Origin of the sequence: Streptomyces nodosus (assembly GCF_008704995.1) — a bacterium.
GTDB lineage: Bacteria > Actinomycetota > Actinomycetes > Streptomycetales > Streptomycetaceae > Streptomyces > Streptomyces nodosus.
In genome coordinates this window covers 6,040,246-6,065,126 of record NZ_CP023747.1, presented here as the reverse complement: position 1 = coordinate 6,065,126, position 24,881 = coordinate 6,040,246, and the positions used below count along the sequence as shown (strand labels likewise).

At 71.3% G+C, this 24,881-nt stretch carries 19 protein-coding genes and 1 pseudogene; 14 read left to right on the top strand and 6 right to left on the bottom strand.

The genetic code is table 11. The features are described from left to right. Positions 1 to 75: 75 nt before the first annotated feature. Positions 76 to 1,086 carry a LacI family DNA-binding transcriptional regulator gene (locus CP978_RS27170; protein ID WP_043445089.1) on the top strand — a complete coding sequence of 337 codons (1,011 nt, stop codon included), beginning with the start codon at positions 76 to 78 and terminating at the stop codon, positions 1,084 to 1,086. Positions 1,087 to 1,164: 78 nt separating this feature from the next. Here CP978_RS27170 and CP978_RS27165 read toward each other — a convergent pair. The 4 genes and pseudogenes from CP978_RS27165 to CP978_RS27150 form a co-directional block, all read right to left on the bottom strand. Beyond that, positions 1,165 to 1,974: pseudogene (locus tag CP978_RS27165) on the bottom strand (PAS domain-containing protein); the annotation flags it as partial. 203 nt (positions 1,975 to 2,177) lie between these two features. Beyond that, the gene (locus CP978_RS27160; protein ID WP_043445085.1) at positions 2,178 to 4,586 is read right to left on the bottom strand and encodes an MFS transporter; all 2,409 of its coding nucleotides are present in this window, start codon (positions 4,584 to 4,586) and stop codon (positions 2,178 to 2,180) included. A gap of 312 nt (positions 4,587 to 4,898) precedes the next feature. Continuing rightward, on the bottom strand, positions 4,899 to 5,342 hold the full coding sequence (locus tag CP978_RS27155) for an SRPBCC family protein (protein WP_043445083.1): 444 nt from the start codon (positions 5,340 to 5,342) through the stop codon (positions 4,899 to 4,901). Between the two features lie 111 nt (positions 5,343 to 5,453). After that, entirely contained in the window at positions 5,454 to 6,359 is a 906-nt protein-coding gene (locus CP978_RS27150) for an alpha/beta hydrolase (protein ID WP_052454311.1), read from the bottom strand. 321 nt (positions 6,360 to 6,680) lie between these two features. Between CP978_RS27150 and CP978_RS27145 the strand changes: the two genes are divergently transcribed. Further along, positions 6,681 to 8,258, top strand: coding sequence for an alpha/beta hydrolase (locus CP978_RS27145; RefSeq protein WP_043449613.1), 1,578 nt, complete (start codon positions 6,681 to 6,683; stop codon positions 8,256 to 8,258). Positions 8,259 to 8,331: 73 nt separating this feature from the next. Next, positions 8,332 to 8,730 (top strand): RidA family protein, encoded by a 399-nt coding sequence (locus CP978_RS27140; protein WP_043449611.1) that lies wholly within the window; start codon positions 8,332 to 8,334, stop codon positions 8,728 to 8,730. Between the two features lie 45 nt (positions 8,731 to 8,775). On the opposite strand, the gene CP978_RS27135 is transcribed toward CP978_RS27140, so the two are convergent. Then, positions 8,776 to 9,351 (bottom strand): adenylosuccinate lyase, encoded by a 576-nt coding sequence (locus CP978_RS27135; protein ID WP_043445081.1) that lies wholly within the window; start codon positions 9,349 to 9,351, stop codon positions 8,776 to 8,778. A gap of 400 nt (positions 9,352 to 9,751) precedes the next feature. Here CP978_RS27135 and CP978_RS27130 point away from each other — a divergent pair, with 400 nt between their 5' ends. The 9 genes from CP978_RS27130 to pssA all read left to right on the top strand — a co-directional run bounded on the left by CP978_RS27130 (position 9,752) and on the right by pssA (position 20,860). Continuing rightward, positions 9,752 to 11,554: a 3-hydroxyacyl-CoA dehydrogenase family protein gene (locus CP978_RS27130; RefSeq protein WP_150478318.1), complete on the top strand. Its 1,803-nt coding sequence runs from the start codon at positions 9,752 to 9,754 to the stop codon at positions 11,552 to 11,554. 123 nt (positions 11,555 to 11,677) lie between these two features. Further along, positions 11,678 to 12,490: a TetR family transcriptional regulator gene (locus tag CP978_RS27125; protein ID WP_242647099.1), complete on the top strand. Its 813-nt coding sequence runs from the start codon at positions 11,678 to 11,680 to the stop codon at positions 12,488 to 12,490. A 472-nt stretch (positions 12,491 to 12,962) separates the two neighbouring features. Further along, a complete protein-coding gene (gene ccrA / locus CP978_RS27120) occupies positions 12,963 to 14,300 on the top strand; it encodes a crotonyl-CoA carboxylase/reductase (protein WP_043445077.1) in 1,338 nt (445 codons plus the stop codon). Positions 14,301 to 14,318: 18 nt separating this feature from the next. After that, positions 14,319 to 16,364, top strand: coding sequence for a protein meaA (locus CP978_RS27115; RefSeq protein ID WP_043445075.1), 2,046 nt, complete (start codon positions 14,319 to 14,321; stop codon positions 16,362 to 16,364). Further along, entirely contained in the window at positions 16,361 to 17,371 is a 1,011-nt protein-coding gene (locus CP978_RS27110) for an HpcH/HpaI aldolase/citrate lyase family protein (RefSeq protein WP_052454310.1), read from the top strand. The genes CP978_RS27115 and CP978_RS27110 overlap by 4 nt, the downstream gene beginning before the upstream one ends. A 4-nt stretch (positions 17,372 to 17,375) precedes the next feature. Then, positions 17,376 to 17,909 (top strand): MaoC family dehydratase, encoded by a 534-nt coding sequence (locus tag CP978_RS27105; RefSeq protein WP_043445073.1) that lies wholly within the window; start codon positions 17,376 to 17,378, stop codon positions 17,907 to 17,909. Then, a complete protein-coding gene (locus CP978_RS27100; protein WP_043445071.1) occupies positions 17,906 to 19,111 on the top strand; it encodes an acyl-CoA dehydrogenase family protein in 1,206 nt (401 codons plus the stop codon). Before CP978_RS27105 ends, CP978_RS27100 begins: the two co-directional genes overlap by 4 nt. Positions 19,112 to 19,359: 248 nt before the next feature. Beyond that, complete coding sequence (locus tag CP978_RS27095) at positions 19,360 to 20,016, top strand: phosphatidylserine decarboxylase (protein WP_043445069.1); 657 nt, start codon at positions 19,360 to 19,362, stop codon at positions 20,014 to 20,016. 22 nt (positions 20,017 to 20,038) lie between these two features. Then, the gene (gene pssA, locus CP978_RS27090; RefSeq protein ID WP_043445067.1) at positions 20,039 to 20,860 is read left to right on the top strand and encodes a CDP-diacylglycerol--serine O-phosphatidyltransferase; all 822 of its coding nucleotides are present in this window, start codon (positions 20,039 to 20,041) and stop codon (positions 20,858 to 20,860) included. A 76-nt stretch (positions 20,861 to 20,936) separates the two neighbouring features. Here the strand turns inward: pssA and CP978_RS27085 are convergent, their stop codons facing one another. Next, positions 20,937 to 22,073: a glycerate kinase gene (locus CP978_RS27085; RefSeq protein WP_043445066.1), complete on the bottom strand. Its 1,137-nt coding sequence runs from the start codon at positions 22,071 to 22,073 to the stop codon at positions 20,937 to 20,939. A 339-nt stretch (positions 22,074 to 22,412) separates the two neighbouring features. On the opposite strand from CP978_RS27085, the gene CP978_RS35015 reads away from it, so the two are divergent. Both CP978_RS35015 and CP978_RS27080 read left to right on the top strand, forming a co-directional pair. Beyond that, positions 22,413 to 22,589, top strand: a complete 177-nt coding sequence (locus CP978_RS35015) for a hypothetical protein (RefSeq protein ID WP_158508354.1) — start codon at positions 22,413 to 22,415, stop codon at positions 22,587 to 22,589. Positions 22,590 to 22,811: 222 nt separating this feature from the next. Beyond that, positions 22,812 to 24,872 (top strand): restriction endonuclease, encoded by a 2,061-nt coding sequence (locus CP978_RS27080; RefSeq protein WP_052454309.1) that lies wholly within the window; start codon positions 22,812 to 22,814, stop codon positions 24,870 to 24,872. The last annotated feature ends 9 nt before the right edge of the window (positions 24,873 to 24,881 follow it).

Below are 24,881 nucleotides of genomic sequence, written 5' to 3'. Positions count from 1 at the left end.
GGCCCAGACTGGGGGCCATTTCCGCACTTGTCAATGCCTTTGACAGCGGCGGAGACCGTATGGAACGGTCCATCCATGAGACCCCCGACGATCCGTGATGTGGCCGAGCGGGCCGGAGTGTCCAAGTCGCTGGTCTCGCTGGTGCTGCGCGGCTCCGAGCAGGTGCGTCCCGAGAAGCGGGCGGCCGTGCTGGCCGCCGTCGAGGAGCTGGGCTACCGGCCCAACGCCGCCGCTCGCAGCCTGAGCGAGCGGCGCACCCGCACGGTCGGCGTGCTGCTCAACGATCTGCGCAACCCCTGGTTCGTGGAGCTGCTGGACGGCCTCAACTCCCGGCTGCACGACTCCGGTCTGCGGATGCTGCTGGGCGACGGGCATCTCAACCGGCGTCTCGGCGAGGACCTCACCCGTACCTTCACCGAGCTGCGGGTGGACGGACTGGTCGCGGTCGGCACACTGCCGCCCTCCGAGGCGCTGCGCCGGGCCGCCGCCCGGATCCCCACCGTGGTCGCGGGGGCCCGGGAGCCGGAGCTCGCGGCGGTGGACATCGTCGCGGGCGACGACGAGCGGGGCGCCCGGCTGGCCACCGAGCATCTCATCGGACTCGGGCACCGCAGGATCGCGCACATCGCCGGGCAGGGGGTGGTCGGTGCGCTGCGCCGCCGCGCCTTCGAGGCCGTCATGGCCGCCCAGGGGCCGGCCGGCACGGCGGTGGTGGAACAGGGCGATCTCACCGAGGAGGGCGGCTATCGGGCCGCGGTCCGTCTCCTCGGCTCCGCCGGACGCGGCGAACGCCCCACCGCGGTCTTCGCGTTCAACGACATCGCGGCGGTGGGAGCCCTGTCGGCGGCGGAGGAGCTGGGGCTCCGGGTGCCGCACGACCTCTCCCTGGTCGGCTATGACAACACGTCCCTCTCCCGGCTGCGCCACCTCTGGCTGACCACCGTGGACAACGGCAGCCACGACGTGGGACGCCGGGCCGCCCAGTGCCTGCTCGACCGCATCGCCGCCCCCACCCGCCCGGGCCGCCTGGAGCTCACCACCCCGACCCTGGAGGTCCGGGGCACGACAGGACCCCCGCCGCCCTGACCGGAGGCGCGCGCCACCGCCGTACACCCGTGTGCGCCCGTCGGCGTCAGCGGTGCGGACGGCGGCTCAGCGGCACCCCAGCCGTTCGCGGGCCGCGGTGCCCGGGCGGTCCTCGCCCCCGTCCCTGAGGTCCTCCGGCACCGGCCGGCCCGGCGCCTCGGCCCGTGCCGTCCGTCTCCGGCACGCCCCGCGCCGGGGCGCGCTCCAGTCGGGGGTGACGGGCACCCGGTCGCTGCGGCCGAAGTCCACCATGGGATAGCCCAGTTCGAGGACGTGCGCCGCGATGCGGGCGCTCTCGCCGACGCTCATGCCGGGCAGGGCCCCGGGCAGCCCGCGGGCCAGTTCCTCGGCATCGGGGACATCGGTGTGCAGGGCGAAACCGGGCGCGATGCGTCCGGCCGCCACCCCCTCGTCGCGGTGCAGCGCGTCCACCTCGGCGGCCAGCACAAGGAGCCGCTCGGGGCCCGGACCCACCAGCGGGTACGCCCACCACAGCACATCGACCCGCTCCCCGTCCGGGACCCCGCGCGCACCGCCGGGTGCGGACAGGCGGGCGCGTCCCGCCGCGGGGTGGGGCAGCCGCCCGCCGGACGAGGGTGCCCGGCCGGGGCCCGGCCCGTCGTGGGCCTCGGGCGCCTCGAGCGGGCCGCCCTCCTCGTCCTCGGGCAGGGTGCCGGAGACGGGCAGCAGATCGGCGGCGGGCCGGCCGATCGCGTCCTTCCCGGGGACACCGAACAACCGTCCCGCCCGCGGGCTCCAGTGCGAGACCAGACGGTCGCGGTCCACCACGACCGTGGCCAGGGGGACACGGCCGGGCGGGGCGTCCTCCGCGGGGCCGTCACCGGCCGGGGAGGCGAACGGCGCGCCCTTGTCGGTGCCATGGTCCACGGCCAGGCCCTCTCTCCCCGATCACCAAGATCCTTACGCTCAACCACGTTACGGCGACGCCCTGTTGGGATGTGTGGCATTACGCGAATTGATCCCGGAGCGGCCCCGGTGTCCGTACCCTGTGCCCTGGTACGGCCCCGCCGCCCGGACGCGCCCGTACGCCGGGCGGTCCACGGCCGACGGGGCGGATCCGGCCGGGCCCCTCAGTCCTCGTGCCCCAGCTGAAGATCCCGTTCCGTCCGGCCGCCCCCGGCGACCTGGAGCACCGTGGCGACCGGCGGGTACCCGGCGGCGATCACGGTGTACTCCCCGGACGACAGATCGACGAACCGGAATGTTCCGTCGGTGCCCGTGGTCAGGGTGTCGACGACATTGCCCGCGGCGTCAAGCAGGGTCACCCGGGCGTCCTCGACCGGCCGTCCGTCGCCGGCCCGCACCGTACCGCGCAACACCGCTCCGCCCGCGAGCTCCACGTCCTGCCGGGTCTCGCGCGAGGCCTGCACGGTGACCGGCAGCGCGGCCGGGCGGAAGGCCGGGGCGCTGGCCGCGAGGGTGTACTCCCCGGCCACCAGTTCGCCGATGACATAGCCCCCTTCCCGCCCGCTGCGGGTACTGGCGACCACCTCGCCGTGCACATTGGTCAGGGTGACGGCGGCGTCCCGCACCGGAGTGCCGTCGGCGGTCAGCACGCTGCCCGCCAGCCGTCCCGCGCCGCCGAGCACCACATCCAGTTCGACCGGGCGCTCCCCGACGGTGACCGAGACCGCCTGCGGCTGATGGCCGCCGGCCGCGGCGATCAGCACATAGGACCCGGATCCGGGCGTGGAGAGCGCGTACCGCCCGTCCTCGCCGCTGGCGCCGCGTCCGATCTGGACCCCTCCGACATCGATGAGGGTGAGCGCGGCGCGCGGCACCACGGTGCCGTCGGGGTGCTGGACCGTTCCGCAGACGGGCACTCCGGCGGCGTACGACGAACGTGCGTGCGGCACCTGGGGCGCGGCAGGGACGTCGGCGGGGGCGTTGTGGGACACCAGCGGTTTCTCCTTGAGAAAGAAGGCGATGAGCAGGCCGAGCACGATGACCGGCACGAGATAGAGGAAGATCCTCGGCATGGCGTCGGCGTACGCGGCGAGGTACGCGTCGCGCAGCGCCGGGGGCAGCGCATGGACGAGCTGTGGGGTGATGGAGTCGGCGTCGGGCAGCCGGGCGCCCGCTCGCGCCGGGAGCCGTTCGGCGAGGGAGTCCGAGAGCCGGCTGGCGAAGAGGGTGCCGAAGACGGCGGCGCCGACGCTGCCGCCGATCTGCCGGAAGTAGTTGTTGGCGCTGGTCGCGGTGCCGAGGTCGGCGGGGCCCACGGAGTTCTGCACGGCGAGGACCAGGACGGGCATCACCAGGCCGATGCCGGCGCCGAGGACCGCCATCCAGAGGCTGTACTGCCAGCGCGGGGTGTCCAGGTCCAGCAGGGACAGCAGCCACATGCCGACGGCGGCCAGGGCGCTGCCGAGGAGGGGGTAGAGCCGGTAGCGGCCGGTGCGGCTGATGAGCTGTCCGCCGATGATCGAGGCGCCGACGATCCCGGCCATCATCGGCAGCATCAGCAGTCCGGACTCGGTGGCGCTCGCCCCGTCGACCATCTGCAGAAAAGTGGGCAGATAGCTGGCCGCGCCGAACAGCGCTACGCCGATGACCAGCCCCACCAGGGCGGTGACATTGAAGACGGAGTCCCGGAACAGCCGCAGCGGGATGAGCGGTTCGACGGCGTACGACTCGGCGACCAGGAAGAGGACGGTCGCGAGGACTGCCCCGGCACCGAGTCCGAGGATGACCCGGGAGCCCCAGGCGTACTCGGTGCCGCCCCAGCTGGTCAGCAGCACCAGACAGGTCGAGGCGGCGGCCAGCAGCAGGGTGCCCAGGACGTCGAGGCGGGCCTTGACGGCGCGCTTCGGCAGTTTCAGCACGACCGCGACGACGGCCAGGGTGATCAGGCCGAAGGGCACATTGACGTAGAAGCACCAGCGCCAGGAGAGATGGTCGGTGAAATAGCCGCCGAGGAGCGGGCCGGCGACGGAGGCGAGGCCGAAGGCGGCGCCGATGACACCCATGTAGCGGCCGCGCTCGCGGGGCGGGACGATGTCCGCCATGATCGCCTGCACACCGATCATCAGACCGCCCGCGCCGATGCCCTGGACGGCACGGAAGGCGATCATCTGGTCCATGGTCCCGGCCCGTCCGGCGAGGGCGGAGCCGATGACGAAGACGGCGATCGCGAACTGGAAGACGCCCTTACGGCCGAAGAGGTCCCCGCACTTGCCGTAGACCGGCAGCCCCACGGTGGAGGTCAGCAGATAGGCGGTGATCGCCCAGGACATCCGGTCCAGTCCGTGCAGCTCGCCGACGATCTTCGGCAGCGCGGTGGCCACGATCATCTGGTCGAGGGCGGCGAGCAGCAGCGCCAGCATCAGCCCGACGAAGACCAGGCGCACCCGGCGGGGGCTGAGCGTCTCCGGGGAGCCGGGGATGCCGACCGGATCACGGGGCGCGCGCGGGACCACGGGCCGTACCGCCACCCGTTCGCTCTCCACATCCACCGCAACCGCAGTCGTCCCGCCCACCTGCCGCTCCCCTCGTCGCGTCCGCGCCGCCCATTTCTCGCATTGGGCGACAACCAGGTTCAAGCGCGACGAGTCGCCCGTGAGGGGGACCGCGGGAAGGTAACCGCCGGTCGGACGGCCCCCGGAGTACAGCCGGGGCCCGTTGAAAACCACTCGATACGGTGAGCGCGGAATTCAGCGGAACGACGGACGGCCCACGCTCCGGGGGCTCGGGCCGATGGCTCCGCGCCCCCGGAGCGCGCCAGGAGTCATACGGGGGTAGGAGGGGCGCTCACGGTCTGCCGCCAAGAGCGCCGGTGGTCCCGCCGGGGGTCACTTCTCCACTTCGGCGGCCAGCCTGGCGAGCACCGCGTCGTAGATCCGGGCGAGGCCCTTGGGCGCGAAGGTCCTCTCGAAGAAGCCTCCGATGCCGCTCGCGCCGTTCCAGACGGTGGTGATGACGACCCGTGCCCGGCCCTCGCCCGCCGGGGTGACCCGCCAGGTGGTGACCATGGAGGAGTTGCGGTCCTTCTCGACGAGTTCGCCGTCGGTCGGCTCGGTCACCTCCATGAGGCAGTCACGGACACGCTTGCTGGTGGCCTGGAGCTTCCAGTGCACGAGGGTGCCCTCGCCGTCACCGCCCTCGCGCACCTCGTACTCGCTGAACTGCTCGGGCAGCAGCTTGGAGCGGGTGCCGCTGTAGTCGGCGACCGCATCGAACACCGTGTCCGCGTCCGACGCGACGATCCGCTCCGTCGTGGCCTCGACCTGCGCCATGACCGACCTCTTCCTGTGCGTGTGATGGGGGGCGCCGCCATCCCATCACACCCGGGGAGCGGTGCCTGACGGGACGTCGCCGACGTCCGGCCGCGCCCCCGCGGACACCGCTCACCTCCTGCGCGGATCCGGCGTCCCGGTAAGGCATTCCTCGAAGAAGGCGAGGGCGCGCAGATGGTACGAACGCGCCGCCCAGCCCAGGCTGATGTTGTGACCGGCACCGTGCTGGTGCTCGACCCGGACGAGGGGGGCCGCGGTCAGCCGGGCGGTGAGGTCGGCGATCTCCCCCTCCCCGTGCAGCCACCAGGCCTCGTGTTCGGCGAAGGTCAGCCGCACCGGGATCCGGACGCGCGGCGCCAGTTCGTCGAACAGCCCGGGCCAGCGGGCCAGTTCGTCCGCCTCGTGGTCGGGCATGGGCGCCACCAGGGAGGCGACGGAGCGGAAGGTGTCCGGGGGATACAGCCGCAGCGGCCCCCAGTTGCGCAGCCGGTCCGAGCCGGTGCGGATCCGCGGCAGTTCGGCCTCCTCGACCCCGTAGCGGTGGCCGCAGCCGGAGATGTCCAGGGCGAGCGGGCCCCCGGCGCGGGCGGCCGTCACCAGGGCGAGTTTGCCGCCGTAGGAGTGCGCCAGCAGAAAGAACCCGGCTCCGACGGCATGGCGGGAGGCGAACCGTTCCATCACCGCCTCCAGCACCTCGGCCTGCTCGGCGAGGCCCTGTCCGCCGGGCAGTTGCGCCGCGGACCGACCGTAGCCGGGGCGGTCCGGGGCGAACACCGTGAAGCCGAGACGCGCGCCGAGCGTGAGCAGGGACAGATCGGGATGGGCCTGACCGTCGAAGTAACCGGCCGTCATACCGCCCCCGTGCACGGCGATCACGGTGGCCCGGGGCCTGCCGTCCGGCACCTCGGCGAGCAGACCGGACAGGGTGACGCCCGCGGCCTCCAGGGTGAGGCGACGCACCCCCGTGGAGAGGGCCCCCGGCGGATTCGGCTGCCGCACCACTGCATCGTGTCGCATCCCTCTGTTATGACGCAGTCGCCGACGGGGCCGTGACGGGCGCGCCGACCGCCGGGCCCCCGAGCACACCGCTCGGAGCACAGAGGGCGGCGGGGAACCCTGCCCGCCCCGGCAGGGCTCGGCTCCTCCGGACGGGCACCTGATGCGTCCGGCCCCGTCCCGGCATGTTCCTGACGGCCATTCAGATGCATCCGGGCGCTTCACACGACCCGATCGGCTCAAGTCCGGCCCGATGGCGTCGCTCCGGGCCGGCTTTCCGGGACGATGCGGCGTGGACCCGGCACCCGCGGTCCGAACCCCTCCGCCCTGGGAGGCCTGACCATGAGAAAACGCGCAGCAGCGCTGTGCGGAGCCGCTGTCGTGACGGCCGGAATGCTCACCGCCGTCCCCGCCGACGCGAGCGCCTCGCGCCTCGCGGACACCGTGCGAGCGGCGCAACCCGACTGGAAGAGTTGCGGCATCGCCGCCCGTCCGACGCTCCAGTGCGCGTCCGTGACGGTGCCGCTCGACTACGCCGACCCGCGCGGACGGCAGATCACCCTGGCGCTCTCGCGCGTCCCGCACACCGCCAAGACCTATCAGGGACCCCTGCTGGTCAACCCCGGCGGCCCCGGCGGCAGCGGTCTGACGCTCGCCGGGTACGTCGCCGCCACGCTGCCCAAGGCGGTGGCGGCACAGTACGACGTGATCGGCTTCGACCCGCGGGGCGTGGGCAAGAGCGAGCCCGCGCTGACCTGCAGCCCCGGCTACGCCGCCCCCGTGCGCCCGGACTCGGTGCCCCGCACCCCGGCCCGGGAGAGGACCAACCTGTCCCGGGTGGCCGCCTTCGCCGAGGGGTGCGCCGGGAAATACGCGAGCGTGCTGCCGTACATCGACACGATCAGCACCGTGCGCGACATGGACTCGATCCGCCGGGCGCTCGGCGCTCCCCGGATCAACTACTTCGGCTACTCCTACGGCACCTATCTGGGCGCCGTCTACGCCAAGCTGTTCCCGCAGCGGGTGCGCCGGCTGGCGCTCGACTCCGTCGTCGACCCCACGGGCGTCTGGTACGACGACAACATCCAGCAGGACTACGCCTTCAACGACCGTCACCGGGCGTTCCTGGCCTGGGTCGCCCGGCACGACTCCACCTACCGGCTCGGCACCGACCCGGCCCGGATCGAGGCCAGGTGGTACGGGATGCGGGCGGCGCTGGGAAGGAATCCGGCGCAGCAGAAGGTGGGCGCCTCCGAACTGGACGACACCTTCATCCCCGGCGGCTACTACAACGGCTACTGGCCCGTCCTCGCCAAGGCGTTCGCGGCGTATGTGAACGACGCCGACCCCGGCCCGCTGGTCAAGGCGTACGACGCGATCGGCGCGGCCGGCGCCTCGGGCGACAACAGCTACAGCATCTATGCGGCGGTGCAGTGCCGTGACGCCTCCTGGCCGCGGTCCTGGGCGCGTTGGCGGCAGGACACCTGGGCGGTCTACGCCAAGGCGCCGTTCATGGCCTGGAACAACGCCTGGTACAACGCACCCTGCGCCTTCTGGCCGACGACATCGCTGCGGCCGGTGGACGTGTCCAACGACGCGCTGCCGCCGACGCTGCTGTTCCAGGCGACCGACGACGCCGCCACCCCGTACCAGGGCGGTGTGACGCTCCATCGTCGGCTGCGCGGCTCCAGCCTGGTGGTCGAGCAGGGCGGGGGGAACCATGGCATCACCTTGAGCGGCAACGCCTGTCTGGACCGGTATCTGGCGGACTATCTCGACAAGGGCACGGTGCCACGGAGCGGCGGCACGGTCGACGCGGTCTGCCAGAGGCTCCCGGACCCGTCACCGACGAGTGTGAAGGCCGCCTCCCCGGGCGGCCGAGGCTCGACCCTGCACGGCCTGATCGGCTTCCGCCGCTGAGTCCTGGGGCCCGGTGCCCCAGGACACCGGGCCCTTCGGGGTGTTGTCGGTCCCGTGGTCCATCATGGGCCGCATGACCGAGTTGATCAGGATTCCCGCGCCGGACGGGGTCGCCCCCGCCGCCGCGTACAGTCATGTCGTCATGGGCACCGGCCGCTTCGTCGCGATCTCCGGTCAGCTCGCCCTGGACGAGGAGGGCACTCTCGTCGGCGAGGGCGACCCGGCGGCACAGGCCCGGCAGGTCTTCGAGAATCTGCGCCGCTGTCTGGCCGCCGCCGGGGCCGGCTTCGACGATGTGGTCAAACTGACCTTCTTCGTCACGGACATGGCGTACCTGCCGGCGATCCGCGCGGCCCGCGCCGAGCACATACCCGCCGACCGGCTGCCGGCCGCCTCGGCGGTGCAGGTGGCGGCGCTGGTGCGCCCCGAGTTCCTGATGGAGATCGAGGCGTACGCGGTACTGCCGGACTGATCCGTGGCCCCGCGGGGCCCCGCCTGCCCGGATCCGGCCGGCGGTTCAGTACCGGCCGGGGATGCGGGCCAGGGCGTGCACGGCCGCCTCCGCCAGCGCCGGGTGCGCCAGCGCCTCGTCGAGCACGGGCCGGGCCCGGGCGTCCCCGAGCGTGCCGAGCCCCTCCACACAGGCGAGCGCCACCGTGCGGTAGGGGTCGTGGGGCCGCAGCCGGCGCCTCAGGGTGGTGATCAGCGCGGGCACGGCCTCGACGGCGCGCAGCTCGACCAGCAGCCGGACGGGGTGGAGGGCATAGGCGACCCGCAGCTCATTGGTGGCGAGGGCGGCGGCGGCCCGGCCGGTGCGCGGGTCGCCGAGCCGGGCCAGTGCGTACGCGGCCGAGGCGCCGCGCTGCGGATCGCGGTGGTTGAGCAGCAGCACGAGTGCCTCGAACGCCCGCCGGTCCCCCGCGAGACCGAGCCGGAAGGCCGCCGCCTCCCGGGCCCACAGCGGCTGACCAGGCCCGGTCAGCACGGCGCCGAGATCGTCCGGGTTCTCCGTGGCCATCAGCCGTTCGTACGCCGGGGCCCCCTCGGCCTCGGCCCGTAAACGCTCCGTGAGCGCCTGCAACTCTTCGTCCATGACGCGAGACTAGGACGCCGGAGAGACCCTCGGGTGGGTCCGGCAGGATATCGGCCATTCGGGGGCTGGCGCGCTCATTACCGTGCGGTTAAGCTCAATCGAGCGAGTCACTCACTCGCAGGGACTTGTGGCGGCCTGGTGACGCAGCCGTCGCAAGGGGCAGCTCCCGGGCCTTGGGGCCAGGGGCGCCGATCGGTTCGGTACCTCAGGTACCGCAGTACGGCCCGGCTCCGGGACAGGGCCGGTCGGTCACCGCTCCCGGGCGCCTCGCGTCCGCGGACGGCACCGGGCGTATGCGTTCAGCGGCCCGGAAGACACCCCTCACCCACCGCACCCGGGTACGCCGGCCGGCGCATCGGGCGCGCTCCTCAGTCGTCACTCTCTTCTCTGGAGTTCCGCGATGGCCACTCCCCTGTCCGACACCCCGTCTCCCTTCACGACCATCGCCGTGGTCGGCCTCGGCACCATGGGCACCGGTATCGCCCGGGTGCTGACCCGGGCCGGCCGCGAGGTCGTCGGCATCGACATCAGCGAGGCCGCGGCCGGCCGTGCCGTCTCCGCCCTGGAGGCCGCCGGCGCCCGCGCCGTCGGCCGCGGGGAGCTGACCGAGCGGGAACGCGCCGAGGCCCTGGCCCGGTTCCGCACCTCCACCGATCTGGCGGCCGCCGCCGACGCCGGCCTGGTCATCGAGGTGGTCCCGGAGTCGTACGAGATCAAGCAGCAGGTCTTCCAGGCCCTCGACGGCATCGTGCGCCCCGACGCCATCCTCGCCACCGGCACCAACGCCCTCTCCGTGACCCGGCTCGCGGCCGACTCGGCCCATCCCGAACGGGTCCTCGGGCTGCACTTCTTCAACCCCGCGCCGGCCATGAAGCTGGTCGAGGTCGTCTCGTCCGTGCTGACCGCGCCCACGGCGGTCGCCGCCGTCACCGATCTCGCCCTTGACCTGGGCAAGGAGCCCGTCGCGGTGGGAGACCGGCCCGGGTTCGTCGCCGACGGGCTGCTGTTCGGCTACCTCAACCAGGCCGCCGCGATGTACGAGTCCAGGTACGCCTCACGCGAGGACATCGACGCCGCGATGCAGCTCGGCTGCGGGCTGCCCATGGGACCGCTCGCCCTGCTGGATCTGATCGGCATCGACACCGCCCGTACGGTCCTGGAGGCCATGTACGCCGCCTCCCACGACCGGCTGCACGCGCCGGCGCCGATCCTCAGACAGCTCAGCGAGGCGGGTCTGACCGGCCGCAAGTCGGGACGCGGCTTCTACACCTACGAGGCGTCCGGCAGCCCGACCGTGGTGCGGGACGCGCTGACCCCGCCGGCGGACCTCGCCCCGGTGCCGGGCCGTGCGGTGCGCTCCGTCGGGGTCGCCGGTTCCGGCACCATGGCGTCGGGGATCGCCGAGGTCTTCGCCAAGGCGGGGCACGAGGTGGTCCTCGCCGCCCGCACCGAGGAGAAGGCGCGTGCCGCGCGGGCCCGGATCGGCACCTCGCTGGCCCGCTCCGTCGACCGGGGCCGGATGACCGCCGAGGAGGCCGCCCGGACACTCGACCGGATCCGGGCGACCGGTTCCTTGGACGACTTCGCCGAGGTCGACCTGGCCCTGGAGGCCGTCGTCGAGGACCTGGAGGTCAAGCGGCAGCTGTTCGCCTCGCTCGACAAGGTCTGCAAGCCGGGCGCGATCCTCGCCACCACCACCTCCTCGCTCCCGGTGATCGCCTGCGCCCGCGCCACCTCGCGCCCCCAGGACGTGATCGGCCTGCACTTCTTCAACCCGGCGCCGGCCATGAAGCTGGTCGAGGTGGTCCGTACGGTGCTGACCGCGGACGACGTCCACGCCACGGCCCGGAATGTCTGCGCCTCGGTCAGAAAGCACCCGGTCGACTGCGGCGACCGCGCCGGATTCATCGTGAACGCACTGCTGTTCCCCTATCTCAACAACGCGATCAAGATGGTGCAGGAGCACTATGCCTCCCTCGACGACATCGACGCGGCGATGAAGCTGGGCGGCGGCTATCCGATGGGTCCGTTCGAACTGCTGGACGTGGTCGGTCTCGATGTCTCGCTGGCCATCGAGAAGGTGCTGCACCGGGAGTTCCGCGACCCGGGTCTCGCCCCCGCACCGCTCCTGGAACACCTGGTGGCCGCGGGCTGCCTCGGCCGCAAGACCGGCCGCGGTTTCCGCGAATACGCCGGACGCTGACCGGTACGCCCCCATGACGCGCCGCGGCGGGTGCGGCCGGACCTTTTCGATCAGCACGGTGTCCTGGGCACCCTCGGTCCGGGGCGTGCACACCACCCCCCGCACATGCAGTACGTTCAGGGCATGCCCCAGCCCGCCAGGTCCTCACGTCCACCCGCCGCGCCCGACGCACCGGCGAGTGCCGCAGGCAGCCGTGCCGCCGCCCAGCGGCTCAAGATGCGCCGAGAGCTGGCGGCCGCGGCCATGGAGTTGTTCGCCACGAAGGGGTACGAGGCCACCACCGTCGACGAGATCGCGGCCGCCGCCGGGGTCGCCCGACGCACCTTTTTCCGCCACTTCCGCTCCAAGGACGAGGCGATCTTCCCCGACCACGACGACACCCTGGTCCGGGCCGAGGCGGTGCTCAACGCCGCCCCGGCGCACGAGCACCCGCTGGACACGGTGTGCCGCGGCATCAAGGAAGTCATGAAGATGTACGCGGCCCAGCCGGAGATCTCCGTGCAGCGCTACAAGCTGACGCGTGAGGTACCCACGCTGCGCGAGGCGGAGATCGCCTCGGTCGCCCGCTACGAGCGGCTCTTCACCCGCTATCTGCTCGGACACTTCGACGAGCACGCGCACGACGACGACGCCAACGACGATCCGCTGCTGGCGGAGGTCGCCGCGTCCGCGGTGGTCACCGCGCACAACCATGTGCTGCGACGCTGGCTGCGGGCCGGCGGGCAGGGCGGCCTCGAGGCACAGCTCGACCATGCCTTCGCGATCGTACGGAAGACGTTCGGCACCGGCATCGGCGCCGGGCGCGGGACCGCCTCCCCCGCCGGACCGGCCTCCGTGACCTCACGGGGGGAGGTCCTGGTGACGGTGGCCAGGACGGATGCGCCGCTCGAGGAGGTCATGCGGACCATCGAGCAGGCGCTCAGGGAACGTTCCTAGCCTCTCCCGACCCCGTCGTACGACCGTTCGGATCCTTTGGGCCGGCGGTGGCACCGCGTGCCGCCGCCGGCCCTTCTCCATGCGCCCACCCGCACCCGCTCGACGGCGAGCACGATCGATGATCGCTCATCTGTTGAGTGAATATTTCATTTGAGAACGCTTTTTGGCACTGAGTGCCTTGCGGGGCGACACGGCGTGCCATACGTTGGTGGTGTCCGGGCGGCCGGCCGACGGATACCACCCGCAGGCCGGTTGTCCCCGCGAGCCTCCCTCAGGCGAGTGCGCCCGGACGCCTGCGTCACAGGCAACCTCCCGCGCCACAACGCGCTGCCACAGCACCACCCGCCGAACCGACGGCGCCCTCTCCCGCCAGCAGCAGCAACCGACGTGATCCCCAGCGTCTCCCCCTCAGGACCTCCCCGGCCCCGACCCGCTCGGCCCGGGGAGACCCCGTATCGCCGGAGGCAACACCGTGAAGGACATCCTGGACGCGATCCAGTCGGGGACGGCCTCGTCCGCCGACTTCTCCGCACTACCGCTCCCCGAGTCGTACCGCGCGGTCACCGTGCACAAGGACGAGACGGAGATGTTCGCCGGGCTCACCACCCGCGACAAGGACCCCCGCAAGTCCCTGCACCTGGACGAGGTCCCGCCGCCCGAGCTGGGCCCCGGCGAGGCCCTGGTCGCCGTCATGGCCTCCTCGGTCAACTACAACTCGGTATGGACCTCGATCTTCGAGCCGCTGCCCACCTTCGGCTTCCTGGAGCGCTACGGCACGCTCTGCGAGCTGGCCCGGCGCCATGACCTGCCGTACCACATCATCGGCTCCGACCTCGCGGGCGTGGTGCTGCGCACCGGGCCCGGCGTCAACGCCTGGAAGCCCGGCGACGAGGTGGTCGCGCATTGTCTGTCGGTCGAGCTGGAGTCCAGCGACGGGCACAACGACACCATGCTCGACCCCGAGCAGCGCATCTGGGGCTTCGAGACCAACTTCGGCGGCCTGGCGGAGATCGCCCTGGTCAAGTCCAACCAGCTGATGCCCAAGCCGCGGCACCTCAGCTGGGAGGAGGCCGCGGCCCCGGGTCTGGTCAACTCCACCGCGTACCGGCAGCTGGTCTCCCGCAACGGCGCCCAGCTGAAGCAGGGCGACAATGTGCTGATCTGGGGCGCGAGCGGCGGCCTCGGCTCCTATGCGACACAGTTCGCGCTGGTGGGCGGCGCCACCCCGATCTGTGTGGTCTCCTCGCCGGCCAAGGCGGAGATCTGCCGCTCGATGGGCGCCGAGGCGGTCATCGACCGCAACGCCGAGGGGTACCGGTTCTGGAAGGACGAGCACACCCAGGACCCCAAGGAGTGGAAGCGCTTCGGCAAGCGCATCCGCGAGCTGACCGGGGGCGAGGACGTGGACATCGTCTTCGAGCACCCGGGCCGGGAGACCTTCGGCGCCTCCGTCTATGTCACCCGCAAGGGCGGCACGATCGCCACCTGCGCCTCCACCTCGGGCTACACCCATGAGTACGACAACCGCTATCTGTGGATGTCCCTGAAGCGGATCATCGGCTCGCACTTCGCCAACTACCGCGAGGCCTGGGAGGCCAACCGGCTCATCGCCAAGGGAAAGATCCACCCGACGCTGTCGAGGGTGTACCCGCTGGAGGAGACCGGCCAGGCCGCGTACGACGTCCACCGCAACCTCCACCAGGGCAAGGTCGGCGTGCTGTGCCTCGCCCCCCGCGAAGGTCTGGGCGTGCGCGACGAGGAGATGCGCGCGCAGCACCTCGACGCCATCAACCGCTTCCGGAACATCTGAGAGCGACCGGAGGTCACGATGACTGAGCGTCAGCCGCAGGCGCGGCGGGAGAAGGACCGGCCGTGGCTCATGCGCACCTACGCCGGTCACTCCACGGCGGAGGCGTCCAACGAGCTGTACCGGCGCAATCTCGCCAAGGGCCAGACCGGTCTTTCCGTCGCCTTCGACCTGCCCACCCAGACCGGCTACGACCCCGACCACGTCCTCGCCCGCGGCGAGGTCGGCCGGGTCGGGGTCCCGGTCTCCCACCTCGGTGACATGCGCCGGCTGTTCGAGGACATCCCCCTGGAGCGGATGAACACCTCGATGACCATCAACGCCACGGCCATGTGGCTGCTGGCGCTCTACCAGGTGGTCGCGGAGGAACAGGGCGCGGACATCACCGAGCTCCAGGGCACCACCCAGAACGACATCGTCAAGGAGTACCTGTCCCGCGGCACCCATGTCTTCCCGCCGGGCCCCTCGCTCCGGCTGACCACCGACATGATCGCCTACACGGTCTCCCACCTCCCCAGGTGGAACCCGATCAACATCTGCAGCTACCACCTCCAGGAGGCGGGCGCCACCCCGGTGCAGGAGATCGCCTATGCGCTGTCCACGGCGATCGCCGTCCTCGACGCCGTGCGGGACAGCGGCCAGGTGCCGCAGGAGCGCATGGGCGATGTCGTGGGACGTATCTCCTTCTTCGTGAACGCGGGCGTCCGCTTCATCGAGGAGATGTGCAAGATGAGGGCGTTCGGCCGCATCTGGGACACCCTCACCCGGGAGCGGTACGGCATCGAGAACCCCAGGCACCGCCGCTTCCGCTACGGGGTCCAGGTCAACTCGCTGGGCCTGACGGAGGCCCAGCCGGAGAACAACGTCCAGCGGATCGTGCTGGAGATGCTGGCCGTGACCCTCTCCAAGGACGCCCGCGCCCGCGCCGTGCAGCTCCCGGCCTGGAACGAGGCGCTGGGCCTGCCCCGGCCCTGGGACCAGCAGTGGTCGCTGCGCATCCAGCAGGTGCTGGCGCACGAGAGCGATCTGCTGGAGTACGACGACATCTTCGAGGGCTCCACGGTCGTCGAGGCCGAGGTGGGCCGGCTGGTCGAGGAGTCGCTCGCCGAGATCGAGCGGATCCAGGAGATGGGCGGCGCCCTGGCCGCCGTCGAGTCCGGCTACCTCAAGTCGCAGCTGGTCGCCTCGCACGCGGAGCGCCGGGCCCGGATCGAGTCCGGCCAGGAGAAGATCGTCGGCGTCAATGTCTTCGAGACGACCGAGCCGAACCCGCTCACCGCCGATCTGGACACCGCGATCCAGACGGTCGACCCCGCGGTCGAGGAGCGGGTCGTGGAGGCGCTGCGGAACTGGCGCGACACCCGCTACCAGCCGCCGTTCAACCATCCGCGCCCCTGCAAGGCGCTGGAGCGGCTGAAGGAGGCGGCCGAGAGCACCGAGAACCTGATGGAGGCCACCCTGGACTGCGCCCGCGCCGGGGTCACCACCGGCGAGTGGGCCAGGGCCCTGCGCGAGGTGTTCGGTGAGTACCGGGCGCCGACCGGGGTGTCGTCCGCGCCGGTCGCGATGACCGCCGAGGAGGGCACGGCGCTGGCCCGGGTGCGCCGGAAGGTGGAGCTGACGGCCCGGGACCTCGGGGTGGGCAAGCTGCGCTTCCTGGTGGGCAAGCCGGGTCTCGACGGGCACTCCAACGGCGCCGAGCAGATAGCCGTACGGGCCAGGGACGCCGGGTTCGAGGTGGTCTACCAGGGCATCCGGCTGACCCCGGAGCAGATCGTGGACGCGGCCCTCGCGGAGGACGTGCACGCGGTCGGCCTGTCCATCCTCTCCGGCTCGCACGCCCGGCTGGTGCCGGATGTGCTGGAACGGCTGCGCGAGGCCGGGGCGGCCGACATCCCGGTGATCGCCGGCGGGATCATCCCCACCGGCGACGCCGCACAGCTCAGGGCCGCTGGAGTGGCCGCGGTCTTCACCCCGAAGGACTTCGACATCACCGGGATCATCGGCCGTATCGTCGACGAGATCCGCACCGCGAACAAGCTCGAACCCCTGGAGGTTCCCGCATGACCCGCCCGTCGCCCGCCACCGCCCCCGCAGCGAGCGGCTCCGCCGCGAGCTCCTACGACCGTCTGCGTCCGCGGCGCTCCTGTCTGGCCGTGCCGGGCAGCAACCCCCGTTTCCTGGAGAAGGCTCAGGGCCTCCCCGCCGACCAGGTCTTCCTCGACCTGGAGGACGCCTGTGCGCCGCTGGCCAAGCCCGAGGCTCGGCACACCGTCGTCAAGTTCCTCAACGAGGGCGACTGGACGGGCAAGACACGGGTGGTGCGGGTCAACGACTGGACGACCGAGTGGACGTACCGCGATGTGGTGACCGTGGTCGAGGGCGCCGGCCCGAACCTGGACTGCATCATGCTGCCCAAGGTGCAGGACGCCGGCCAGATCGTCGCCCTGGACCTGCTGCTGACGCAGATCGAGAAGACGATGGGCTTCGAGGTCGGCCGGATCGGCATCGAGGCGCAGATCGAGAACGCCCGGGGCCTCAACAACGTCAATGAGATCGCGGAGGCCTCCGAGCGCATCGAGACCATCATCTTCGGCCCGGCCGACTTCATGGCGTCGATCAATATGAAGTCGCTGGTCGTGGGCGAGCAGCCGCCCGGCTACCCGGCGGACGCCTACCACTACATCCTGATGAAGCTGCTGATGGCGGCGCGCGCCAACGACCTCCAGGCGATCGACGGCCCCTACCTCCAGATCCGCAATGTGGACGGCTTCCGTGCGGTGGCCGGCCGCGCGGCCGCGCTCGGCTTCGACGGCAAGTGGGTGCTCCATCCGGGTCAGGTGGAGGCCGCCAACGAGGTGTTCTCGCCGTCCCAGGAGGACTACGACCACGCCGAGCTGATCCTGGACGCATACGAGTACTGCACCTCGGAGGCGGGCGGCAGGAAGGGTTCGGCGATGCTCGGCGACGAGATGATCGACGAGGCCAGCCGGAAGATGGCGCTGGTCGTCGCGGGCAAGGGCCGTGCCGCCGGTATGCGGCGCACCAGCACGTTCGAGATCCCGGAGGGGTGAGGCGATGCAGTTCGGACGCACCTACGAGGAGTTCGAGGTCGGCGAGACCTACAAGCACTGGCCGGGCAAGACGGTCACGGAGTACGACGACCATCTGTTCTGTCTTCTCACCATGAACCACCACCCGCTCCACATGGACGCGAACTACGCCGGGACGACGACGGACTTCGGCCGGAACGTGGTCGTGGGCAACTATGTCTACTCGCTGCTGCTCGGCATGTCCGTCCCGGACGTCTCCGGCAAGGCGATCGCCAATCTGGAGATCGAGTCGCTGCGGCATGTGGCGCCCACCTTCCACGGCGACACGATCTACGGCGAGACGACCGTGCTGGACAAGCGGCCGTCGAAGTCGAAGAGCGACCGCGGCATCGTCCAGGTCGAGACCAGGGGCTACAAGCAGGACGGCACCCTGGTCTGCGTGTTCCGGCGCAAGGTGATGGTCCCCACCGAGACCTATGTCAAGGAGCGGGGCGGCGAGCAGCCGGGACGACCGGCCCTCGCCCAGGAAGCCCCCTCGGAACGGACGGAGAAGCCATGAGCCGCCTCGCCGAGACCTACGGGCTCACGGACGTCCAGCAGGAGATCCTCTCCACGGTCCGGGACTTCGTGGACAAGGAGATCATCCCGGTCGCGACGGAGCTGGAGCACCGCGACGAGTACCCGCAGGCGATCGTGGACGGCCTCAAGGACCTGGGCCTGTTCGGTCTGATGATCCCCGAGGAGTACGGAGGGCTCGGCGAGTCGCTGCTGACCTACGCGCTGTGTGTGGAGGAGATCTCCCGCGGCTGGATGAGCGTCTCCGGGATCATCAACACCCACTTCATCGTCGCCTACATGATCAAGCAGCACGGCACCCAGGAGCAGAAGGACCACTTCCTGCCGAGGATGGCCCTCGGCGAGATCCGGGGTGCCTTCTCGATGTCGGAGCCGGGCCTGGGCTCCGATGTGTCGGCGATCACCTCCAAGGCGGTCAAGGACGGCGACGCGTACGTCCTTGACGGCCAGAAGATGTGGCTGACCAACGGCGGCACCTCCTCGCTCGTCGCGGTGCTCGTCCGGAGTGACGAAGGACACCCCGAGGGCACGGCTCCCCATAAGTCGATGACGACCTTCCTGGTGGAGAAGGAGCCGGGCTTCGGCGAGGTCCGCCCCGGCCTCACCGTCCCCGGGAAGATCGACAAGATGGGCTACAAGGGCGTGGACACCACGGAGCTCATCATGGACGGGCTGCGCGTCCCGGCCGACCGGGTGCTCGGCGGGACCACCGGCCGGGGCTTCTACCAGATGATGGACGGGGTCGAGGTCGGCCGGGTGAATGTGGCGGCGCGCGGCTGCGGCGTCGCCCGGCGCGCCTTCGAGCTGGGCGTGACCTACGCCCAGCAGCGGCACACCTTCGGCAAGCCGATCGCCCAGCACCAGGCCATCCAGTTCAAGCTGGCGGAGATGGGCACCAAGGTCGAGGCCGCCCATGCGATGATGGTGAACGCGGCACGCAAAAAGGACTCCGGGGAACGGAACGACCTTGAGGCGGGCATGGCGAAATACCTCGCCTCCGAATACTGCAAGGAAGTCGTGGAGGACTCCTTCCGGATCCACGGCGGCTACGGCTTCTCGAAGGAGTACGAGATCGAACGCCTCTACCGCGAGGCCCCCATGCTGTTGATCGGCGAGGGCACCGCCGAGATCCAGAAAATGATCATCGGCCGCCGGCTGCTCGAGGAGTATCGGCTCCAGAACTGAGGAGTATCGACTCCGGGGCCAGGGTAGTGGGTTGGGGTCGGGCCACGAGCCCGGCCCGACCCGAGCGAGAGGCCCCGGATGACCGGGTTCGGGGTGTTTTCTTCGCGAAGAAGATCACACCCCGGCAACCGTCCTCGGGCGCCGACTCGACTTCCTGGCTTGCCCAGTTGCGGCTCGCGACCGGTACGATCGCCGAAAAGCCGCCGTCCCCCGTTGAAGCGCGGCATCATCCGCTACGAAGGTCATCCATGCCCCACAGCCAAACCTCTGCACCACGCGACAGCCTGGTCGGCGTACGCCTCGCGCGCGGAGCATCGCCGTGGCTTCTCCCGACCGTTGCCACCGCCGCACTCAGCCTGGCCCGGGCGCGCCGTTCCGGCGTCGCCAAGGCCGTGGCCGTGCCCGCCACCGCGCTCGCGGCGGGCATGCTGTGGTTCTTCCGCGACCCCGAGCGCGAGATCTCCCGGGGGCGGGTCATCTCGCCCGCCGACGGTGTGGTGCAGAGCATCATGCCGTGGAAGGACGGTCGCACCCGCGTCGCGATCTTCATGAGCCCGCTCAATGTCCATGTGAACCGCGCGCCGCTGGCCGGCTCCGTCACCTCGGTCGAGCATGTGCCGGGTGGCTTCGTTCCCGCCTTCAACAAGGAGAGCGAGAACAACGAGCGCGTAGTCTGGCATTTCGACACCGAACTCGGCGACATCGAGATGATCCAGATCGCCGGCGCGGTCGCCCGCCGCATCGTGCCGTATGTGCCCCAGGGCACCAAGGTCGAGCAGGGTGAGCGTATCGGTCTGATCCGCTTCGGCTCGCGCGTCGACCTCTATCTGCCCGAGGGCGTGGAGGTCGCGGTCGAGGTCGGCCAGAAGACCGTGGCTGGGGTGACTCGTCTTGACCGTGATTGATCCCGATACCAAGCCCGACTGGGTGCCGGAGGCACATGAGGCGGACGACGAGGAGGAGATGCCCCTCTCACTGCGCCTCTCGATAGCGGACACGCTCACCCTGGGCAACGCCACCTGCGGCTTCATGGCGGTGTACTTCACCACCACCGGCATTCTGATCCCGCATCTGACGGGGCACGACGAGTCGGCGGGCATGGCCCGGCACAGCGCCGCCACGGCGGTCATCCTCATCCTGTGTGCCGCGGTCTTCGACCTGTTCGACGGTCTGGTCGCCCGCAAGCTCCGCTCCTCGCCGATGGGCGCCGAGCTGGACAACCTCTCGGACCTGATCAGCTTCGGGCTGGCTCCGGCGTACTTCGTCCTGGTGTACGGCATGGTGGCGGACGACGCCCATCAGAGAGTGGCGGCGCTGGGGGCGATCGTGGTGCTCCTGGCGGTGGTCCTACGCCTGGCGCGGTTCTCCTGCGTGACGATGAAGGACGGCATGTTCCAGGGGATGCCCTCGCCGTTCGGCGCGTTGACGGTGGTCTCGATCGTCCTGCTCGAGCTGCCGTTCTTCGCCACACTGCTGGCGATCCTGGGGACGGCGTGGCTGATGGTGAGCCGGGTGGAGTACCCGAAGCCGCGGGGGCGCCTGGCGGTGGCCATGCTGTCCTGGATCGTCCTGTCGATGGGGCTCCTGACGGCCTGGGCCTTCGACGCGCCCAGCGGGCAGCTTCTGCTCCAGACGGGCTGCGCGCTGCAGCTGGTCATGGGGGCGGTGATCCCGCTGTTCGCGACGGCACGCCGGGTGCACAACTTCCGCGACAACCGCCGCGAGGCGCGGGCCGCGCAGTTGCCGTAACCCTTCCGGACATGGGTGTGGGCCCGAGCCATATGGCTCGGGCCCACACCCATGTCCGGGTACGTCAAGGGCTGGATCAGTCCAGGTGGTCGCGGGCGATGCGTTCCGCGACCCGTTCCAGGATCGGACCCGCCTGCGCGATGCAGAGGGCGACGTCCGGTTCCTCCTCCGTCAGCGGGTAGGCGCGCCGGATACCGGCCCCGCTCAGCTCCTGGGCCGACAGGGCCAGACGGCCGCAGACCGCGACGACCTCCTTGCCGGCCGCCCGCGCCGCCGCGGCGACACCCGCCGGGGCCTTGCCGTGCAGCGTCTGCTCGTCCAGGGACCCCTCACCGGTGATCACCAGTGAGGCCCGCTCCAGCGCCGGAGCGAAGCCGAGGACGTCCAGCATCACCTCGATGCCCGGCCGGAAGCGGGCGCCGAGCAGCAGCGCCCCGTACCCGATGCCCCCGGCAGCACCCGCGCCCGGCGCCCCGGCGTACTCCGCCGCCCTGGAACCCACCGCCTCCTCCAGCACCTCGGCGTAGTGGACGAGCGCCGCGTCCAGCGCCGCCACATCGTCCGGCGAGGCGCCCTTCTGCGGCCCGTACACGGCGGGCGCGCCCTTCGGCCCGGTCAGCGGGTTGTCGACGTCGCTCGCCAGCACCAGGTCCACCGAGGCCAGCCGCGGGTCGAGTCCCGACAGGTCGGCCCGGGCGAGTCCCGCCAGTCCCCCGCCGCCCGGCGGCACGGGCTCGCCCTCCGCATCCAGGAACCGCGCCCCGAGCGCGGACAGCATCCCCGCTCCCCCGTCCGTCGTCGCGCTTCCGCCGACCCCGAACACGATGGTCCGCGCCCCGGCGTCCAGCGCGGCCCGCAGCAGCTCCCCGGAGCCATGGGTGGACGCGGTCAGCGGTGCGAGGACCCCGGCCGGCAGCCGTCCCAGCCCGCTCGCCTCCGCCATCTCCACGACCGCGGTGTCTCCCCGCAGCGCGAACGCCGCGGTCACCTCCTGGCCGAGGGGGCCGGTGACCCGCGCCTCATGCCGGACGAACCCGGCCGCGACGGCCGCGGCCACGGTCCCGTCGCCTCCGTCGGCCACGGGCAGCGCCTCGACCTCGAGGCCCGGCACGACCCGGCGCAGCCCCGCCGTCACCCGCTCCGCGACCTCCAGGGCCGTCAGCGAGCCCTTGAACTTGTCCGCGGCGATGAGCACCCGCCGGGTGCCGTTCACTGCAGCGTCCGCCACCTGCACTCCCCTTGCTCTCCGAGCCTTGCGCATGTCAAGGCAGTCGCGCCGCAGCGACCTTAACCGGGGTACGCCCCGGCCGTCACGCCCCGCGCGGCTCGAGACCCCGCGCGACCAGCGGCGTCTCCCCCACCGCAGCCGCCTCGCACCCCGGTGGACCTGATGACCGGACAGTCACCCAGAGTGCCGACCCGGCGCCCGCTCACCCGAATGGCCGACACTTCCCCTCGCCCGGTGTGTGCGGTCACCCAACTGGTCGCACGCTGGCAGTGACCTCGTTGTGCACACACCCACGGCCGGTTCACTACTCCCTCGGGAGGCCGCGTGATCGTGATAGCGCTGCTCGTCCCGGTGGCCCTCCTGTTGCTGATGTTCGCGTTGGACGCACTGGAGGACATCCTGTTCCCCGCGTCCCGGAACCCCCCGCCCGACAACCCCGCCCCCGAACAGCCGGTGACCGACGGCACGGTGGGGGACCCGGAGCCAGGAACCACCGACTGACACCCCGGGGCGCGCCGCTGAGCGCCCCGGCATCCGCTCGCCCGCCCTACCGGGCAGCGCCCCCGCCCGGCTGCCTACACCAGCCGCTACGACCGCGACCGATTCCTGGACGCGGCGGACTCTTGCCGGGCGGATGTGCGAGCGGGGCATCGCTGGATAGAGTCGTCCCGTCACACCTGGTTGTGGGGACAGCCAGAGTGCCTCGGGGAGGGCCTGCAACGCATGAGTCGTCGTTCCAATGGTTTGGTCGGAGTCTGGGCTGAGACGCAGAGACAGCAGCAGCGCCAGATGGAGGCCGAAGCCAGGCGACAGAGACAAGAGGCACAGCAAGCACGTGCCCGTCAACGGCAAGCTGCCCAGAGTCACCGGGAGTACCGGCAGGCGGAGGCGCTGCGGCGCACCGAGGAGCTGGACGCTCAGGTTGCGGCGCTGCAAGGTCTTCTGGCCTCGGGTTGTCAGGCTCCGGCCTTCAGAGCTTCCTCGCTCCTGCGCCCTGAAGAGGTCCAGCCGTTCGCCCCGGGACCGCTGGCGCGGCCCGTGCCCATGCCGAACCTCGATCACTACCAGGCGCAGGGCGGATGGACCGCCGGTCGCCGGGCGCAGGCGCAGGCCGAAGCCCGGGCACGTTTCGAGCGGGACCGGCACGCGGCGCAGGCGGCGGAGACGCAGCGGCAGCTGCAACTGGCGTCGTACCAGCGGGAGTACCAGCAGCGGGCCGATGCTCAGCTGGCCGATGTACGACGGCACAACGCCGGCGTCGTCGCGCTGACCGAGGGGGTCGGGCGCCGCGATCCTGACGCCGTGGTCGAGTACTTCTCCGCTGCTCTCTACGCGTCGACCGTGTGGCCCGAGGGTCTGCCGCGGCAGGTGGCGGCGGCCTATGACGGCGCGGCGCGACAGCTGGTGCTGGACTGGGAGCTGCCGGCGTACGACATCGTCCCCGAGGCCAAGTCGGTCCGGTACATGCCCAGCCTGGACCAGGACAAGGAGACCTCTCGGCCGGTGAGTCAGCGTCGGGCTCTGTACCGCGAGTTTCTCGCGCAGTGCATGCTGCTCGTCCTGCATGAACTCTTCGCCGCGGACGAGCTGGAGGCGCTCGAGTCGGTGACCCTGAACGGGTTCGTGGACGGGCATGACCCGACGACCGGGCGCCCGGGCCACATCTATCTGGCGACCGTCATGGCCCCGCGCTCGACGTTCCGCGACCTGCACCTGGCGCAGGTGGACGCCTGCAGCTGCCTGGCCGATGCGTTGCGCGGGCAGCTCTCGGCCCGTCCCGACCAGCTGACTCCGGTGCGGCCGAGTCGCCGGCCGCAGGAGGTGGGGAACCGGGTCGTCACGCATGGCAGCGATGAGGAACCCGACCTGTACGAGATGGATCCGGTCGCCTTCGAGAATCTCGTCGCCGATCTTTTCCGGGCCATGGGGATGCAGGCCGTCACCACTCAGCGCTCGAACGACGGTGGGGTGGACGTCGACGCACTGGATCCGACACCGATCCGCGGCGGCAGGATCGTCGTACAGGTCAAGCGCTACCGCAACACGGTTCCGCCCACGGTCGTGCGCGACTTGTACGGGACCGTGCAGGACGTCGGCGCCAACAAGGGCGTGCTCGTGACGACGTCGGGGTTCGGCCCCGGCTCACACACCTTCGCCAACGGCAAACCGCTGGAGCTGATCTCGGGAACCGAACTCGTCGACCTGCTGCACCGCCATGGGCTGCGTGGGCGTCTGGGCGACGGTGCCCGTCGCTCCGGGGCTCAGTCGCCGCCGGCGGTTCCGGAGACTCGGCTGCCCGACGACCACAACGTCCTGGGCATGTCCTGGACCGGAAGTGTCGCCCTGGACGTGTGCGCTCTCGTCTGCCGCGGCAACCGCGTCCTCAGCGACGATCACTTCGTCTTCTACAACAACCCGCGGACGCCGGACGGCTCGGTGCGCGCCCTTCCGGCCCAGGCACCCGACAGAGCCGCTGTCTGCGTCTCCTTCGACGCGTTGCCGGACGAGGCCGACCGATTCGTACTCGTGGCCGCCGTCGACCCGGAGGCCGATCCGGACGCGGACCTCTCGGGCTTCACGGACGCGTACATCCGGCTGCTCGACCCGAGCCTGGCCGAGCTGGGACGGCTGGAGGTCTCCGACGGTCAGCCACGCGAAACCGCATTGGTGCTCGGCTCCTTCCGCCGCAGGTCGAACGGGGACTGGGACTTCGTGCTGGGCGGCAGGGGCTACACGGGCGGCCTGGAGGAGCTCATCCAGGATTTCGGCGTCGAGGTGGAGTAGTTGCGATCA

Coding starts and splice junctions, on each gene's coding strand:
- CP978_RS27155 (WP_043445083.1), bottom strand. CDS start 5,342: ATGGCGCAGGTCGAGGCCACGACGGAGCGGATCGTCGCGTCGGACGCG.
- CP978_RS27100 (WP_043445071.1), top strand. CDS start 17,906: ATGAGCCGCCTCGCCGAGACCTACGGGCTCACGGACGTCCAGCAGGAG.
- CP978_RS27130 (WP_150478318.1), top strand. CDS start 9,752: ATGGCCACTCCCCTGTCCGACACCCCGTCTCCCTTCACGACCATCGCC.
- CP978_RS27170 (WP_043445089.1), top strand. CDS start 76: ATGAGACCCCCGACGATCCGTGATGTGGCCGAGCGGGCCGGAGTGTCC.
- CP978_RS27080 (WP_052454309.1), top strand. CDS start 22,812: ATGAGTCGTCGTTCCAATGGTTTGGTCGGAGTCTGGGCTGAGACGCAG.
- CP978_RS27150 (WP_052454311.1), bottom strand. CDS start 6,359: ATGCGACACGATGCAGTGGTGCGGCAGCCGAATCCGCCGGGGGCCCTC.
- CP978_RS27110 (WP_052454310.1), top strand. CDS start 16,361: ATGACCCGCCCGTCGCCCGCCACCGCCCCCGCAGCGAGCGGCTCCGCC.
- CP978_RS27140 (WP_043449611.1), top strand. CDS start 8,332: ATGACCGAGTTGATCAGGATTCCCGCGCCGGACGGGGTCGCCCCCGCC.
- CP978_RS27135 (WP_043445081.1), bottom strand. CDS start 9,351: ATGGACGAAGAGTTGCAGGCGCTCACGGAGCGTTTACGGGCCGAGGCC.
- CP978_RS27115 (WP_043445075.1), top strand. CDS start 14,319: ATGACTGAGCGTCAGCCGCAGGCGCGGCGGGAGAAGGACCGGCCGTGG.
- CP978_RS27095 (WP_043445069.1), top strand. CDS start 19,360: ATGCCCCACAGCCAAACCTCTGCACCACGCGACAGCCTGGTCGGCGTA.
- CP978_RS27145 (WP_043449613.1), top strand. CDS start 6,681: ATGAGAAAACGCGCAGCAGCGCTGTGCGGAGCCGCTGTCGTGACGGCC.
- CP978_RS27125 (WP_242647099.1), top strand. CDS start 11,678: ATGCCCCAGCCCGCCAGGTCCTCACGTCCACCCGCCGCGCCCGACGCA.
- CP978_RS27105 (WP_043445073.1), top strand. CDS start 17,376: ATGCAGTTCGGACGCACCTACGAGGAGTTCGAGGTCGGCGAGACCTAC.